Genomic DNA, 15,019 nt, shown 5'->3' with positions numbered 1-15,019 from the left:
TTGACATAACATCAAATCACACCGGTGAGTCTAGTTTTTCGAAACTAGACTGTCCAGTTTGATTGTGGAGGAAAAATGAACATTTCACCCCGTAGTCAGCAGAAGCGGGCTGCGATCCTCGATGCTGCCGGGCGGCTCTTCTGTCAGCACGGTCTGCATCTGGTCAGCATGGACATGGTGGCCAGTGAAGCGGGCGTCTCCAAGCAGACGGTCTACAGCCATTTTGCCAACAAGGAGTCGCTGTTTGCCGAAGCGGTGGGCAGCAAGTGCGTCAGCAGCGAGCTGATGCCGGAGGTGTTGCTGCGTGGCAACAATGTACGGGAGAGTCTGATTGCCTTTGGTCGCAGCTTTCGCAAGTTGATCCTGAGCGATGATGCCATCAATATCTTTCGCACCTGCATCAGCTGCAACGATGCCCAGCTGGCCACCCTTTTTTTCGAGGCGGGCCCGCTCTACGTGACCGAGATGCTGTCCAACTGGCTGGAGCAGCAGAAGCAGCAAGGCCTGCTGTGCCATCAAGACAGCGAACAGGCCGCCTTGCAGCTGTTGCTGATGTGGCAGGGCAAGGAGCGCATGCTCCGTGAGCTGGGTCTGCCGTTGACCCAGAGCGCTGCCGAGCAGGATGCCTGGACCCTGAGTTGTGTCGATCTCTTCCTGACCGCCGCCGCTCCCCCGCAAAAATAATGGAGGTGGCAATGAGCCACACAGTGACAGATGCCCAGCGCAAGTGGCTGCCCCTGCTGGCGGCGGTCGGTTTCTTTATGCAAGCGCTGGATGGCACCATTCTCAACACCGCCCTGCCCAGCATGGCCGAGACCTTGGGAGAGAGCCCGCTGCAGATGCAGTCGGTGATCATTGCCTACATGTTGACGGTGGCGTTGCTGATCCCGGCCTCCGGCTGGCTGGCAGACAGATTCGGCACCCGCCGCATCTATCTGACCGCCATCTCGCTCTTCACGCTCGGCTCGCTCGCCTGCGCCGCCTCCAATTCGCTCTCCATGCTGGTGGCCGCCCGTGTGCTTCAGGGGATTGGCGGTGCGCTGCTGATGCCGGTGGGACGGTTGGCGGTGCTGCGGGTCTATGACAAGCACGAGCTGCTGCGGGTGATGTCGTTTGTCACCATCCCGGGGCTGCTCGGCCCGTTGATGGGGCCGGCGCTCGGTGGCTGGCTGGTGGAAGTGGCGAGCTGGCACTGGGTATTTCTCATCAACCTGCCGGTGGGGCTGCTCGGCTTTATCGCCAGCTGGCACTTTATGCCGGAGCTGCGGCAGCAGACCGCCCGATTCGACTGGCAGGGCTTTGTGATGTTCAGCGTCGGCATGGTGCTGGTGTCGGTCGGCTTGCAGGGGCTGGGGGAGCACAGCATCTCCACCGGTTGGGCGCTGTTTGCACTGATCTTCGGCTTGGCGGCGATGGCGAGCTACTGGCTCTATGCCGCCAATGCACAGCAGCCGCTCTTTAGCCTGAACCTGTTCAAGACCACCACCTTTGCCATCGGCATCTGGGGCAACCTGTTTGCCCGCCTCGGCAGCGGCGCCATGCCCTTCCTCACCCCGCTGTTTCTGCAGCTGGGGCTCGGTTTCTCCCCGAGCAAGGCGGGGATGACCATGATCCCCACCGTGATTGGCGCCATGCTGACCAAGACGCTGGTGAACAAGCTTATTCCGAAGGTGGGCTATCGCCGCATCCTGATCGGCAACACCCTGCTACTGGGGGCGATGATCGCCAGCTTCTATTTCATCGATAACCAGCTCCCCTACGGGGTCTTGCTGGGCTGGCTGGCGATCTTCGGCGCCATCAACTCGCTGCAGTTCTCCGCCATGAACACTCTCACGCTGCAAGATCTCAGCCCGACCCTGGCCAGCAGTGGCAATGGTCTGCTCTCGGTGGTGATGCAGCTCTCCATGAGTTTGGGGGTGGCGATTGCCGCCAGCCTGCTCGGGCTCTTCTCGGCGGGTACCTCAGCGGCTAACGGCCAGTGGCTGGCCGGGTTCCACCTTACCTACCTCTGTGTCGGGTTGCTCTCCATGCTGGCGGCGCTGATCTTCGCCCAGCTGGCGCGCGATGGGGCTACGCCGTCGGCGAGGGCAGATAGCTGACCTCGCAGGGGAGCTGCGCCAGTACCTCGGCCAGATGGGTGGTTGCCAGCAGAAAGGTCTGCTCCGGGTGGCCCGGAGTCCAGGTGAAGGCGGTGTGGTTGAGCAGTTGCGGGTCCACCAGTAGCGGAATATCGGCGCGGGGCAGGAAGGGGCACACCGCCCCCGGCAGGCAGCCAATCTCCGCCTGCATCTCTTCGGCGGTGCAGATGGAGGGTTTGGCGCCGAGCGCGGCCTTGACCGCCTTGTTATCGAGCCGCCCGTCCCTGTGGGTCAGCAGCAGAGCGAAGCGGCCATCCTTGAACTTGAGAAACAGGGTCTTGCTGAACTCAGCCTGCCAGCCGAGGCGGGCCTTGACCTTTTCATCGGTGGCGTAGTCGAGGATGGGTTCATGCTCATAGCGCTGGTGGGGCAGTTCGGCCAGCAGCTGGCAGTTAAAGTGGTGAATGGTATCGAGTGGCATGGGGTTCTCCTGTAGTGGGCGCTATCCTGCCAGCCTCGCAGGGTCAGGCCCAATGACACTTTCTTATCCGTGATAAGCAACCCTGTCCGTGAAAACAACAAGGGCGCCGTGAGGCGCCCTTGCGTATCAGTGATGCTGCAATTCGTACGCTTCCCAGTGAAAGGGAATGGGGCACAGCTGCTGGGAGGCCTTGTCATAGGCTTGCCACAGCTCGCCCATGGTGCGGCCATCGACGGGGTGGCGCAGTTTGGGGGCCAGCTCGGCCAGCGGCCACAGCACGAAGGCGTTGGTGAGCACTTCACCGCGCGGCAGCACCAGCGGGGTGTCGCAGACCAGATCGCCATAGAGCAGCAGGTCGAGATCCAGGGTGCGCGGGGCGAACTTCTTGGCATCCGGCTCACGGCCGTGGGCGAACTCCATGGCCCGCAGTCGCTGGCAGACGGTGGTCAGCGGCAGATCGGTCTCGGCAGCCGCCACCAGGTTGTAGAAGGGGCGGCCGTTGAAGCCGACCGCCTCGCTCTCGAATACCCGGGAGACCCGCAGCTCACCAAATTCGGCGTGCAGGGCATCGAGCCCGGCACGGATATGGCGATCCCGCTCGATGTTGGAGCCGAGGCTGATATAGATGGTGGTCATCAGTTGCTGCTCGCGGCCGGGGTGCGATGGCGCAGGATCTCGACGCCGACTCCGGCGGCATTGGGCACGGCGCCCGGCTTGGTGAGGGTCACCTTGACCCACTGTACCCGCTCGTCGGCGAGCACCAGCATGGCAACCTGCTCGGCCATGGTCTCGACCAGCTCGACCACCTTGCCGCTGACATGCTCGCAAATCTTGTTGGAGAGGTCGGCATAATCCAGTGCCAGATTGATGTCGTCGGTTGCTGCCGCGGGGCGGTTGTCGAACCCCATCTCGAGGTCAAAACGGAGCTTTTGGCGAATGCCCTTCTCCCACTCATATACACCGATGGTGGTCAAAACTTCGAGTCCGCGAATAAACACCTTGTCCATGACTGTACTTCTTCTTTACTCTTGATGGGCTGTGATGACAGCGCAGGGATGCTGGCCGGGCAACAGGCTTGCCGAGGCGCTCTGGGTGGGCATGGGCCCATGCCAGCGTATGTGGCCCGCATCATACCCCATTCATATCGTGGTAAAAACGACCAAGATGACGGCCCTGACGATTTTGATGATTATTCTGGCCTACCTGGGTGGTTCACTATCCAGTGCTGTGCTGGTCTCCCGCTGCACCGGTCTGCCCGACCCGCGGGATCATGGCTCCCACAATCCGGGGGCAACCAATGTGCTGCGCCTCGGTGGCCGGATGGCGGCGCTGGTGGTGCTGTTGCTCGATGTGCTCAAGGGCACTGTGCCCGTCTATCTCGCCTGGTATCTGCAGATCAAACCCGTCTACCTCGGCTTTATCGGGGTCGCCGCCTGTCTCGGCCATATGTACCCCATCTTCTTTCATTTTCGTGGTGGCAAGGGGGTGGCGACGGCGCTGGGTACCATGATGCCCATCGGCTTTACCATGGGGGGCGCCGTGATTGGCACCTGGCTGCTGGTGCTGCTGGTGAGTGGCTACTCCTCGCTGGCCTCCATCATTACCGTGCTGCTGACGCCGCTCTTTACCTACCTGCTCAAACCCGAATATACCCTGCCAGTCTCCCTGCTCTCCTGCCTCATCCTGATCCGCCATCACGAGAACATCTCCCGCCTGCTCAAAGGAGAGGAACCCAGAGTCTGGGGGCGAAAAGGCGCAGCCTGTGCCGAAGAAGTGGCAGAAATGGACGATGTTGCGCAAAAAAGAGACGAACGAGACAAAAAGTGAAATTTCCCGTTGACCATCCGCCTTAAAATCCGTTTAATAGCGCCCACGCCCAGATAGCTCAGTCGGTAGAGCAGGGGATTGAAAATCCCCGTGTCGGCGGTTCGATTCCGTCTCTGGGCACCAATTTTGGTGCCATGAAATAAAAAATGTGTTCATGCACAATGGTTTAAAGTGTGCCGGCTTAGCTCAGTAGGTAGAGCAACTGACTTGTAATCAGTAGGTCACCAGTTCGATTCCGGTAGCCGGCACCATTTGCCCAGATAGCTCAGTCGGTAGAGCAGGGGATTGAAAATCCCCGTGTCGGCGGTTCGATTCCGTCTCTGGGCACCAATTACAATTCCTCCTTAGTTCAGTCGGTAGAACGGCGGACTGTTAATCCGTATGTCACTGGTTCAAGTCCAGTAGGAGGAGCCAATTCAAAAAGCCCTTGTCGCAAGACAAGGGCTTTTTTCTATTTGGCGCAGCCATTTTTTAACCATAAAAACAACCACACACGCACAGATGAACCGCAGGATAGATATGGAAAATCATGTAGTTATAGAGTCAAAGGGGCGACTTGCCGCCATTAGGAACTGGATGGAACCCGTGCTGGTACTGCTTATTCTCGGCAGCCTGTTCGGTTACCTCGGCAGCCAGATGGGCCTCTCTGCCATGGTCAACACCCTCTTCAATACCGCCCACCAGCTGCTGCTCAATACCGTGCTCTTTATCATGGGGATCACCGTACTTTCCGGCGCTCTCAGCCAGCTCTTGAGCGAGTTCGGGGTGATCCGCCTGCTGGAGGTGCTACTGGCGCCGCTGATGAAGCCGGTGTTTCGTCTGCCCGGTCGCACCGCCCTGGCGGCCCTGATGACCTTCTTCTCCGACAACCCGGCGGTGATCAGCCTCGCCAAGGACAGCCGCTTTCGCAAGGGCTTCACCCCCTGGCAGCTGGTGTCGCTCACCAACTTCGGCACCGCCTTCGGCATGGGGCTGATCGTGGTGACCTTTATGGCCACCCTGCAACTGCCGAGCGGTGAATCCACCGCCAGCGCGGCGCTGATCGGGCTGCTCGGTGCTCTGGTGGGCTCGGTGGTCTCTACCCGACTGATGCAGCGGATGATCCGCCCCTTGGTGGGGGAAGTGCTGAACGATGACGCTGTATCGTCGGACGGCCGAAAGGTAGGGGTGACCAAAGAGGCGGCTCCCGGCTGGCTGCGGATCCTCAACTCTCTGCTCGATGGTGGCAAATCTGGCGTGGAGCTGGGGATGGCGGTGATCCCCGGGGTGCTGATCATCAGTACCTTCGTGATGCTGCTCACCTTCGGCCCCGGCGACAAGGGCTATACCGGCGAAGCGTTTCAGGGGGTAGCCCTGCTGCCAGTGCTGGCCGCCAAGGTGAGCTGGCTGTTTGACCTGCTGTTCGGCTTCCAGCAGCCGGAGCTGGTCGCCTTCCCGGCTACCTCGCTCGGTGCGGTTGGTGCCGCCATGTCGCTGGTGCCGCCCTTTATTGCCAAGGGGTGGATCACCGGTAACGAGGTCGCGGTGTTTACCGCCATGGGGATGTGCTGGAGTGGCTTTTTGAGCACCCATACAGCCATGCTCGATGCCCTCGGTTATCGCCACCTCACCTCCCGCGCCATCGTTGCCCACACGGTCGGCGGTCTGTGCGCCGGTGTGGCCGCTCACCAGCTCTATCTGCTGCTGGGTTGAGTCGGGTTCAGACACGTATACAAAAAGAGGCTCTTTGGAGCCTCTTTGCGTTTCCCCCTGCCGCGCCCTGCTCACGGGCATACCAATCACCCTTGTGGCGTGATGCCCTGCACCTTCAACCAGAATCGCTCCTGACAGTGGTTGTGAAACAGCTTGCTGGCTGGAGTGATGGGGATGGGACTGGCGATGACCCGATAGCTGATCCAGCACTCGGCACAAAGCTGCTGAGATGGCGCTTCGTCCTGTTCGGTTTGCTGGCGGATGACGACCCCATTGGTAAACCAGCTGGTGGTTATCTGGTGCTGGATCACAGTGCCGCTCTCATCATGCTCGCTATAGTGTTCACTCTCTTGGCGGGTGAGGGGGACGGGGCTCGCCTGTCGATGAATGGCCCTGATATAGCTGATTAGTTGATTCATTGCCGATCTTGCCGTGATGGTTGGCCTGCACTGGATGAGCTGTACAGGATGAAGAGGGCTAGCGTAACGTGCTGCCTTGGTTGCGGCAATCGCCTCGGCTGCTCCGCAAGTAAACCTGAAAAGGGGAGAGCAATGGGGATCCCGCAAAACAAGGCCGAGCTGCTACTCGCGATCGATACCAATTTCAGCAAGTTGTTCAAGGCGTTGCAGGCCGTCCCCGAGAGCCGGGTGCGGGAGCCGACCCTGGCAGGGCACAGCAAGGGAACCACCATGAGCGTCGCCAATATGCTGGCCTACCTTATCGGCTGGAACGAACTGCTGATCAAGTGGATCGAGCGGGATGCGGCAGGTCTGCCAGTGGATTTTCCCGAAACCGGTTTTAAGTGGAACGAGCTGGGCAGGCTGGCCCAAAAGTTCTATCGGGATTACGAGGGGCTCAGCTATCCGGCGTTGTTACAGCGGTTGGCTGCCGCCAGAGGGCACATCATCGAACTGGTGGAGGCGCGCAGCGACCAGCAGCTCTATGGCTGCCTCTGGTATGAGAAGTGGACGCTCGGGCGGATGATCCAGTTCAATAGCGCTTCCCCCTATCTCAACGCCAACGGGCGGCTGCGCAAGTGGCTCAAAGAGTTGGCGATCCGGGTGTGAAAAGAGGGCGATAGCTGCCCGGGGGGGGGGGGGCGGCAAAACGCTTTGCCACCACATTGCCACTACCGCCCGTGGCGGCAGCTACTGGCCGCCTGCCTCCCCTTTGCGCTCGGCTATCTCCTGCGTGCTGGTTGAATAAATAGATCAGCCATTCAAGGGATTAGCCGATGCAGTGCGTTTTATCGCCGTGCTGGCCCCGCTTATGCACATCTCTTGGCAACACCATCAAGGGTCGTTGTCGCGGAGAGATATCATGATCAGCAACCTGCTTCCCCTTGCCTCGATCGCCCTCAAGCTGGGCAGTCAGCTGCTTGGCAGCAGTAGCAAACCTGAGCCTGTGCAGCAAACCGTGCAGGAAGAGCGCCTCGCCCCGACCGTCCAGAGCCTGTTCCAGCGGCTGGGAGTCAAGGATGCCAATAGCGAGCAGAACCGTGCTGCCATCAACCACTTTATGGGTGAGCTGATGCAGACTCTGGGGCAGGAGAATGGCGGCCAATCCCTTCCCGCAGCCATCGACAGCGCCCGCAACCAGCTGGCGAGCGGCACCCAGAGTACCCGCCTCGATGCGCTGCAAAGTGAGCTCGATACCCTTAAGGGCACCCTTGGTGCCAGCAATCTCAACCTCGACCAGCTGCTCGGCGCCTTTAAACAGACCTTGCCCAATGGCAAGGGGGAGGGGGTTGGCAAACTGCTCAATGCCAGCGCCTGAACCGCGGTGAGCAATAAAAAACGGCAACCGAGGTTGCCGTTTTTCTTTCTATTTCGGATGACTATTACCGTGGATTAACCCACCCGTTTGGCCAGCCACTGCTCTGCGGCAGTAAGGGCCGCTTCTACCTGCTCGCGGGCGACGCCGCCTTTGGCGACCCGCTTGGCCAGGGTCGCTTCCAGCTCCAGGTTGGGGTAGACGTCGAACTCGATCACCGGGCTGAAGCGCTGGAACTCGCCGATGGAGAGCTCCTCCAGCGGGCGGCCCACGCTGATGGCGAAGACCACGGTTTCGCCGACGATATGGTGCGCTTCACGGAACGGAATCCCCTTGGCCACCAGATAGTCCGCCAGCTCGGTGGCGTTGGCGTAGCCGCCTTGCGCCGCCGCCATGGTGCGCTCGCCGTTCACTTTCAGATCGATCAGCACCAGCGCCGCCATGTCGAGGCAGTCGTGCCAGGTGTCGAGGGCATCGAACAGCCCCTCCTTGTCTTCCTGCATGTCCTTGTTGTAGGCCAGCGGCAGCGCCTTGAGGCTCATCAGCATGCCCATCTGGGCGCCGACCACCCGGCCGCTCTTGCCGCGGATCAGCTCCAGCGCATCCGGGTTCTTCTTCTGCGGCATCAGCGACGAGCCGGAAGTGACCGCATCGGAGAGCTCGACAAAGCCCGCCTCGCCGGTGTTGTAGAAGATAAGGTCTTCGGCAAAGCGCGACAGGTGGGTCATGGAGAGGGATGCCACATGCATCAGTTCCACCACGTGATCCCGATCGGAGACCGAATCCAGGCTGTTGCGGGTGGCGCCGCTAAAGCCCATGTCGAGCGCCAAGGCTTCGCGGTCGATGGCGTAGGCGGTACCCGCCAGCGCACCGCAGCCGAGCGGGCTGGTGTCGAGGCGTTTGAGGGCATCCTGCAGCCGGGAGTAGTCCCGCTCCAGCATCTCCACATAGGCCAGCGCCCAGTGAGCGAAGGTGACCGGTTGGGCCCGCTGCAGGTGGGTGTAACCGGGCAGCACGGCGGCCTGATTGGCACGGGCGGAGGCGACCAGTCCCTGCTGCAGGGCGGTGATGGCGCCGAGCAGCAGCTCGCCCTGTGCCTTGCACCAGAGTTTCAGGTCGGTGGCGACCTGATCGTTGCGCGAGCGGCCGGTGTGCAGCTTCTTGCCAAGATCGCCGACGGCGGCGATGAGCTGGCTCTCGACCCAGGAGTGGATGTCTTCGGCGTCCGAACTCAGGATCTGCTGAGGATCCTGCTGCACCGAGGCGAGCAGCACCTCCATCGCCTGTTGCAGTTTGCCCTGCTCATCGGCGGTCAATACGCCCACTTTCACCAGCGCTTTGGCCCAGGCCATGGAGCCCTGAATATCCTGCTCCGCCAAGCGGTAATCGAACCGCAGCGAATCGTTGAACTGCTTGAACCGGCTATCGGCTCCCTGACTGAAGCGTCCACCCCAAAGTGCCATACTGCTCTCCTTGAATGCGTTGTCGGCGGCGCCCTGGCCACCGAGCTTGAAATCGTGCCCTGTTTTTCTGCGAGTTTGTTATCTCACAGAAGCGGCCGGGGCGCTGCCGCTCTTGTCACACCCGCTGTTGATGGGTCAGGGGTTATGCCCTCTGCCTGTAGAAGAAGGGGCCATGCCCCCTCAACGGAATCAACGGGTTATCGCGCTTGCTTAGCCATGGGTGTGAGCGCCACCGATAGCCTGATGTTGTTCCTTCATGGCGCGGATCCGGCTGGCCAGGGTGTAGAGACGGATAAAGCCTTCGGCATGGCTCTGGTCATACACTTCATCGGCACCGAAGGTGGCGAAGTCTTCGGAGTAGAGGCTGTTCGGTGACTTCTTCTGCACCGCAGTGACCTGACCCTTGTACATCTTCAGCACCACTTCACCGTCGAGATCTTCGGCGATGGCGTTGGCAGAGGCGAGGATCGCCTTGCACAGCGGGGTGAACCAGCGACCGTCATAGACCAGATGGGAGAACTCGGCACCCAGCTTCTCCCGCCAGGCGCGGGTCGGGCGATCCAGTACCAGCTCTTCCACGGCGCGCAGCGCGGCGACCATCACGGTACCGCCCGGGGTCTCGTAGCAGCCGCGGGACTTCATGCCCACCATCCGGTTTTCGGTGATGTCGATGCGGCCCACGCCGTGCTTGCCGGCACGCTCGTTCAGGGTCATCAGGATCTGGTGCGGGCTGAGCGGCTGGTCGTCAACGGCCACCACTTCACCCTGCGCCACGGTCAGCTTGACGTACTCCGGCTGATCCGGTGCCTGCTCGGCCGGTACGGTCCACTGCCAGACCGCTTCGGAGGGCTCGTTCCAGGTGCTCTCCAGCTCGCCACCCTCGGTGGAGATGTGCCAGGCGTTAGCGTCGCGGCTGTAGATTTTCTTCAGGGTCGCCTTGCAGGGGATGTTGCGGGTCTCCAGATAGGAGAGCAGATCTTCCCGGGAGCGCATGTCCCAGATCCGCCACGGGGCGATCACTTTCAGTTGGGGCGCCAGCGCGGCGACCGCACCTTCGAAACGCACCTGATCGTTACCCTTGCCGGTGCAACCGTGGGAGATGGCATCGGCCCCTTCCGCCAGTGCCGCTTCGACCATCGCCTTGGCGATCACCGGACGGGCCATGGAGGTGCCCAGCAGATAGGTGCCCTCATAGACGGCGCCGGTCTTCAGGGTCGGGTAGACGTACTCTTTGACGAACTCTTCCCGCAGATCCTTGATGATGCACTTGGTGGCGCCGGAGGCGATGGCCTTCTGCTCGATCCCTTCCAGATCGTCGCGCTCCTGACCGACGTCGGCCACAAAGGCGATGATTTCGGCGTCATAGTGCTCTTTCAGCCAGGGAATGATGGCCGAGGTATCCAGTCCACCCGAGTAAGCCAGTACGATCTTGTTGATTCCGCTCATTTTACTTCTCTCCATGATGATTCGATAAAGGGTCGTGATTCAGGTTGATTACCGCGTTACTTGTTGCCGAGAAGGGTCAGCAACACGGCGTTCTGGATATGCATCCGGTTTTCTGCCTCGTCCATGATGAGGGAGGCGGGGCCATCCATCACCTGCGAGGTGATCTCTAGCTCGCGGTGCGCCGGCTGGCAGTGCAGCACGTGCTGGATGCCGGTGCGGTCGAGCAGGGCCTGGTTGATCTGGTAAGGCATAAAGAGGTCTTTGACCTGCTCCATTGGGGTGTTGTCGCCCATGGAGACCCAGGTATCTGTGTAGGCCACGTCGAACCCTTCGATATCCACCACGTCATCGCTGATGTGGATGGTCGCCCCCGACTTGGCCGCCAATGCCTGCGCCTGCAGGAAGATCTGGGTATCCGGGCCGTGGCCTTTCGGGCAGATCAGGGTGACGTCGGTGCCGAGGGTCGCCCCCAGCAGCAGCAGAGAGTGGCTGACGTTGTTGCCATCACCGAGGTAGGCGAGTTTCACCTTCGACAGATCGTCGTAGTGCTCGGCAATGGTCATAAAGTCGGCCAGCCCCTGACAGGGGTGGTAGAGGTTGCACAGGCTGTTCACCACCGGCACTGTGCCGTGCTCTGCCAGCTCGACCAGGGTCTGGTGATCGAACACCCGAGCGACGATGGCATCACACCAGCGCGACAGGTTGGCGGCGAAATCCTTCACCGACTCCCGCTTGCCCAGCTCGCCGTTTTGCTGATCCAGATAGACGCTGTGGCCGCCCAGTTTGGCGATGCCGATGTCGAAAGTGACCCGGGTGCGCAGGGAGGGCTTCTCGAACAGGGTGACCACACTCTTGCCGGCCAGCGCCTGGCTGTACTTCTTCGGGTCGGCCTTCACTGCTTTGCCCAGTGCAATCAGAGCCTCGATATGGGCTTTGTTCAGATCACTGTCTTTCAGAAGATGTTGCATCGGATGTTCCTTGTTCCGGTGGAGATCAAATAGCTACCTGGGTGCCGACCGCGCCGCCAGCCAGCAGCTTGAGCAGCTGATCCGGGTAACGCCAGCTGGCTACACAGACTGGCTTGCCGAGGGTCTCGGCGGCGTGCAGGGCCGCTTCAACCTTGACCGCCATGCCGTCGCGGATCACCCCTTTCTCCATCAAATCCAGCGCGGTCAGCTTGTCGAGCTGGGGCACCAGCTTGCCCTTGCCATCGAGGATGCCGCTCACATCGGAGAGCATCACCAGATCGGCACCGAGCGCTTCGGCAATGGCGGTGGCCGCCTGATCCGCGTTGACGTTCATCAGTTGCCCCTCGGCGGTGATGCCGATGGAGCTCACCACCGGCAGGAAGCCCTGACCGAGGATGCCCGCCACCAGCGCCGGGTTGCCCGGCTTGCACTCGCCGACCGCGCCGAGATCCGGGTCGAGCTGGGTCACCTGACAGAGGCCGCCGTCGGCGAGGCAGAGCCCCACCGCCGGAATGCCGGTGGCGATTGCCTTGGCCATCATCTGCTTGTTGGCCGTCCCTGCCAGAGCCCCGGCAATAAAGGGGATCTGCTCGAACGGGGTTACCCGCAGGCCATTCTTCTTGGTGGAGGTGAGCCCCAGCCCCTTGAGCAGGTCATCCACCAGACAGCCACCGCCGTGCACCAGCACCAGCGGACGGTGCTGATCGTCGAGAAAGGTTTTGAGGGTGGCGAACAGGGCGGTCAGCGCCTCGTCGTTCTCGATAAGGGCGCCGCCCAGCTTGATTACCAACGTCTGTTTGTCCATGTTCGAGATCCTTCCTAAGTCCTTAAATCAGGCCGGTGGCCGGTTCAAATCCAAATTTGATATTTATGCACTGCATGGCTTGCGAGGCGGCGCCCTTGAGCAGGTTGTCGATGGCCGAGACCACCACCAGCATGTTGCCCTGCTGTTGCCAGGCGATATCACAGTAAGGGGTGCCCGCTACGCCACGGATGGAGGGCATCTGGCCGGTGAGGCGCACCAGCGGCTTGCCTTCGTAAGCCTTGAGGAAGGCCTGATCCACCTGGGTGGGGGTGACGCCGTCCGCCAACTGCACATAGATGGTGGCCAGGATGCCGCGCACATAATTGCCAAGGTGGGGCTGGAACAGCACCTCCTTGCCGAGGTGGTGGCTGATCTCCGGCTGGTGTCTGTGATTGAAGGTGCCGTAGGGATTGAGGCTCACTTCGCAGAAGCTGGTGTTGATGGCGGCCTTGCGCCCGGCGCCGGAAACCCCGGAGACGGCGTTGATGATGGGCTGCCACCCCTTGGCAATCAGACCATCCTGCTGCAGCGGCTTGAGAGCACAGAGGGAGGCGGTTGGGTAACAACCCGGCACCGCAATCAGCTGGGCGGTAGCGATGGCATCGGCGTTCCACTCAGCCAGGCCATAGACGGCCTGATCCAGCCACTGTTCGCTCTGGTGGGTGAAGCCGTAGAAGCTGTCGTAAAAGCCCTGATCCTTGACCCGGAACGCGCCGGAGAGATCGAACACCGGCAGCCCCTTGGCGAGAAACTTGGGCGCCAGCTCGGCGCTCACCTCGTGGGCGGTGGCCAACAGTACCAGATCGGCCTGGGTCAGGATCCGGGTCATGCCGTCGTCGTCCAGCGGTAGCAGCGGCTGATCGAGGGCGCCGACCCACTGGGGATGCAGGGAAGAGAAGCGCTTGTGGGCATCCTGACTGCCGGCGGAGACATAGAGGCCGAACAGTTTGAGTTGTGGGTGGTTCTGTACCAGTGCGGCCAGTTCGGCTCCCGCGTAGCCACTGGCACCGACGATAACGGTGTTAAGCATGTTGAATATTCCAAGTCAGAGTTCGAGATTCACAGCATGACGCTGCAGTGCACAAGGGTGTTAGACCGCCCCTTTGCACAAGTGCGGAGGGGCAATTCAGGCGGGTGTGTGTCGTCGGTTATAGATCAGGTGACAGAACATTAACTTTCCCTTACAACTAGAAGCCTTTGTTGATGAGCCAGATATTCAGGTAAAATTACAGAATATTCATGCACTCACTTTGCATTTGTATTTTCTAACAGAAACATTCCGGGGACGCAAGGAGGAGCTGATGGCCAATCTGGATTTTTTTTCACTTTATAAGAATATTATTGCGATTCCCTCTATCAGCAGCACGGATCCCAAGTGGGATCAGAGCAATGAGGCGGTGATCCGGCTGCTGGCAGACTGGTTCGGTCAGCTCGGTTTTCAGTGCGAGGTAACGGCGCTCCCAGATCTGCCGGGCAAGTTCAATCTGGTGGCGACGATTGGTCAGGGGGAGGGCGGCTTGTTGCTGGCAGGCCACACCGATACGGTGCCCTTCGATGAAGGGGGCTGGAGCAAGGATCCCTTCAAAGTGACCGAAGAGGGCAACCGCCTCTATGGCCTCGGCACCATCGATATGAAGGGCTTCTTCGCCTTTATCGTCGAGGCTCTGAAAGAGATTGACCTCAAGACGCTCAGCAAGCCGCTGCGCATTCTCGCCACTGCCGACGAAGAGACCACCATGGCGGGGGCCCGCGCCATCGCCGCGGCGGCCGAATTGAAACCCGACTACGCCGTGATTGGCGAGCCGACCGGACTGGTGCCTGTGGTGGCCCACAAGGGGCATATGTCGGAGGCGATCCGCATTACCGGCAAGAGTGGCCACAGCTCGGATCCCGCCAACGGCGTCAACGCCATGGAGATCATGCACAAGGCGATGGGGCAGGTGCTGCGCTTGCAGCAGGATCTGAAAGATCGCTACGCCGACCACCGCTTTGCCGTGCCGCAGCCGACCCTGAACCTCGGTTACATTCAGGGGGGCGACAGCCCGAACCGCATCTGCGGCTGCTGCGAGCTGCATATCGACCTGCGACCCACCCCGCAGGTGGGACCGGACGAGTTGATGGGGATGCTGAAAGAGGCGCTCTCTCCCATCGAAATTCACCAGCCGGGCTGTCTGCATCTGCAACATCTGCATGAACCCATTCCCGCCTATGCCTGCGCCGACGACTCTGTGCTGGTGCGCGAAGCTGAGAAGGCGAGCGGCCGCGCCGCCGAGTCGGTCAACTACTGCACCGAGGCGCCGTTTATCCAGCAGCTTGGCTGCGAGACCATAGTGATGGGCCCCGGTCATATCACCCAGGCGCACCAGCCGGATGAGTATCTCGACCTCTCCTTCGTCAAGCCGACCACCTCGGTGTTGCAGCACCTGATCAGACGTTTTTGCCTGTAGCGGCGGCGGTGAAAGGGGCGTAAGAACTGTAAGTAAGTT

General features: G+C 60.8%; 16 protein-coding genes and 4 tRNA genes. 11 read left to right on the top strand and 9 right to left on the bottom strand.

Annotation, left to right across the window (positions count from 1 at the left end; all coding sequences use genetic code 11):
• Positions 1-75: 75 nt before the first annotated feature.
• Together OKC43_RS13135 and mdtD are read left to right on the top strand one after the other, a co-directional pair.
• Positions 76-684 (top strand): TetR/AcrR family transcriptional regulator, encoded by a 609-nt coding sequence (locus tag OKC43_RS13135; RefSeq protein ID WP_005355070.1) that lies wholly within the window; start codon positions 76-78, stop codon positions 682-684.
• Positions 685-695: 11 nt separating this feature from the next.
• Positions 696-2,099 (top strand): multidrug transporter subunit MdtD, encoded by a 1,404-nt coding sequence (gene mdtD / locus OKC43_RS13130; protein ID WP_236271781.1) that lies wholly within the window; start codon positions 696-698, stop codon positions 2,097-2,099.
• Here the strand turns inward: mdtD and OKC43_RS13125 are convergent.
• The 3 genes from OKC43_RS13125 to folB all read right to left on the bottom strand — a co-directional run bounded on the left by OKC43_RS13125 (position 2,071) and on the right by folB (position 3,566).
• Complete coding sequence (locus OKC43_RS13125) at positions 2,071-2,559, bottom strand: YbaK/EbsC family protein (RefSeq protein WP_216947859.1); 489 nt, start codon at positions 2,557-2,559, stop codon at positions 2,071-2,073. The two genes, mdtD and OKC43_RS13125, sit on opposite strands and share 29 nt — an antisense overlap.
• A 126-nt stretch (positions 2,560-2,685) precedes the next feature.
• Positions 2,686-3,195 (bottom strand): 2-amino-4-hydroxy-6-hydroxymethyldihydropteridine diphosphokinase, encoded by a 510-nt coding sequence (folK, locus tag OKC43_RS13120; protein WP_236271782.1) that lies wholly within the window; start codon positions 3,193-3,195, stop codon positions 2,686-2,688.
• Positions 3,195-3,566: a dihydroneopterin aldolase gene (gene folB, locus OKC43_RS13115; protein ID WP_005355064.1), complete on the bottom strand. Its 372-nt coding sequence runs from the start codon at positions 3,564-3,566 to the stop codon at positions 3,195-3,197. Before folB ends, folK begins: the two co-directional genes overlap by 1 nt.
• 157 nt (positions 3,567-3,723) lie before the next feature.
• On the opposite strand from folB, the gene plsY reads away from it, so the two are divergent.
• From plsY to OKC43_RS13085, 6 genes are all read left to right on the top strand, one after another.
• Positions 3,724-4,386, top strand: a complete 663-nt coding sequence (gene plsY, locus OKC43_RS13110; protein ID WP_042053596.1) for a glycerol-3-phosphate 1-O-acyltransferase PlsY — start codon at positions 3,724-3,726, stop codon at positions 4,384-4,386.
• Positions 4,387-4,433: 47 nt separating this feature from the next.
• A tRNA-Phe gene (locus OKC43_RS13105) sits at positions 4,434-4,509 on the top strand.
• A 52-nt stretch (positions 4,510-4,561) separates the two neighbouring features.
• Positions 4,562-4,637 (top strand) — tRNA-Thr (locus OKC43_RS13100).
• Positions 4,638-4,640: 3 nt separating this feature from the next.
• A tRNA-Phe gene (locus OKC43_RS13095) sits at positions 4,641-4,716 on the top strand.
• Positions 4,717-4,724: 8 nt separating this feature from the next.
• Positions 4,725-4,800 (top strand) — tRNA-Asn (locus tag OKC43_RS13090).
• Positions 4,801-4,905: 105 nt separating this feature from the next.
• The gene (locus tag OKC43_RS13085; RefSeq protein WP_040068962.1) at positions 4,906-6,078 is read left to right on the top strand and encodes a CD0519/CD1768 family membrane protein; all 1,173 of its coding nucleotides are present in this window, start codon (positions 4,906-4,908) and stop codon (positions 6,076-6,078) included.
• An 86-nt stretch (positions 6,079-6,164) separates the two neighbouring features.
• On the opposite strand, the gene OKC43_RS13080 is transcribed toward OKC43_RS13085, so the two are convergent.
• Positions 6,165-6,497 (bottom strand): hypothetical protein, encoded by a 333-nt coding sequence (locus tag OKC43_RS13080; protein ID WP_236271783.1) that lies wholly within the window; start codon positions 6,495-6,497, stop codon positions 6,165-6,167.
• A 132-nt stretch (positions 6,498-6,629) separates the two neighbouring features.
• Between OKC43_RS13080 and OKC43_RS13075 the strand changes: the two genes are divergently transcribed.
• Both OKC43_RS13075 and OKC43_RS13070 read left to right on the top strand, forming a co-directional pair.
• Positions 6,630-7,145: a ClbS/DfsB family four-helix bundle protein gene (locus tag OKC43_RS13075; RefSeq protein ID WP_236271784.1), complete on the top strand. Its 516-nt coding sequence runs from the start codon at positions 6,630-6,632 to the stop codon at positions 7,143-7,145.
• Positions 7,146-7,398: 253 nt separating this feature from the next.
• Positions 7,399-7,854 carry a hypothetical protein gene (locus OKC43_RS13070; RefSeq protein WP_236271785.1) on the top strand — a complete coding sequence of 152 codons (456 nt, stop codon included), beginning with the start codon at positions 7,399-7,401 and terminating at the stop codon, positions 7,852-7,854.
• 74 nt (positions 7,855-7,928) lie between these two features.
• On the opposite strand, the gene argH is transcribed toward OKC43_RS13070, so the two are convergent.
• From argH to argC, 5 genes are all read right to left on the bottom strand, one after another.
• A complete protein-coding gene (gene argH, locus OKC43_RS13065) occupies positions 7,929-9,314 on the bottom strand; it encodes an argininosuccinate lyase (RefSeq protein ID WP_236271786.1) in 1,386 nt (461 codons plus the stop codon).
• A 210-nt stretch (positions 9,315-9,524) separates the two neighbouring features.
• Complete coding sequence (locus OKC43_RS13060; RefSeq protein WP_115545091.1) at positions 9,525-10,760, bottom strand: argininosuccinate synthase; 1,236 nt, start codon at positions 10,758-10,760, stop codon at positions 9,525-9,527.
• A 56-nt stretch (positions 10,761-10,816) separates the two neighbouring features.
• Positions 10,817-11,728: an ornithine carbamoyltransferase gene (locus OKC43_RS13055; protein ID WP_236271787.1), complete on the bottom strand. Its 912-nt coding sequence runs from the start codon at positions 11,726-11,728 to the stop codon at positions 10,817-10,819.
• A gap of 25 nt (positions 11,729-11,753) precedes the next feature.
• Positions 11,754-12,533, bottom strand: a complete 780-nt coding sequence (gene argB / locus OKC43_RS13050) for an acetylglutamate kinase (protein WP_005336097.1) — start codon at positions 12,531-12,533, stop codon at positions 11,754-11,756.
• 22 nt (positions 12,534-12,555) lie between these two features.
• Positions 12,556-13,563, bottom strand: coding sequence for an N-acetyl-gamma-glutamyl-phosphate reductase (argC, locus tag OKC43_RS13045; protein WP_179903065.1), 1,008 nt, complete (start codon positions 13,561-13,563; stop codon positions 12,556-12,558).
• 271 nt (positions 13,564-13,834) lie between these two features.
• Between argC and argE the strand changes: the two genes are divergently transcribed.
• On the top strand, positions 13,835-14,980 hold the full coding sequence (argE, locus tag OKC43_RS13040) for an acetylornithine deacetylase (protein WP_236271788.1): 1,146 nt from the start codon (positions 13,835-13,837) through the stop codon (positions 14,978-14,980).
• The last annotated feature ends 39 nt before the right edge of the window (positions 14,981-15,019 follow it).

The organism is Aeromonas sp. Y289-2 (genome assembly GCF_027705925.1).
Taxonomy (GTDB): Bacteria; Pseudomonadota; Gammaproteobacteria; order Enterobacterales; family Aeromonadaceae; genus Aeromonas; species Aeromonas veronii.
Note: the sequence above shows the minus strand (reverse complement) of the source record. Positions and strands in the feature narration are given on the sequence as shown.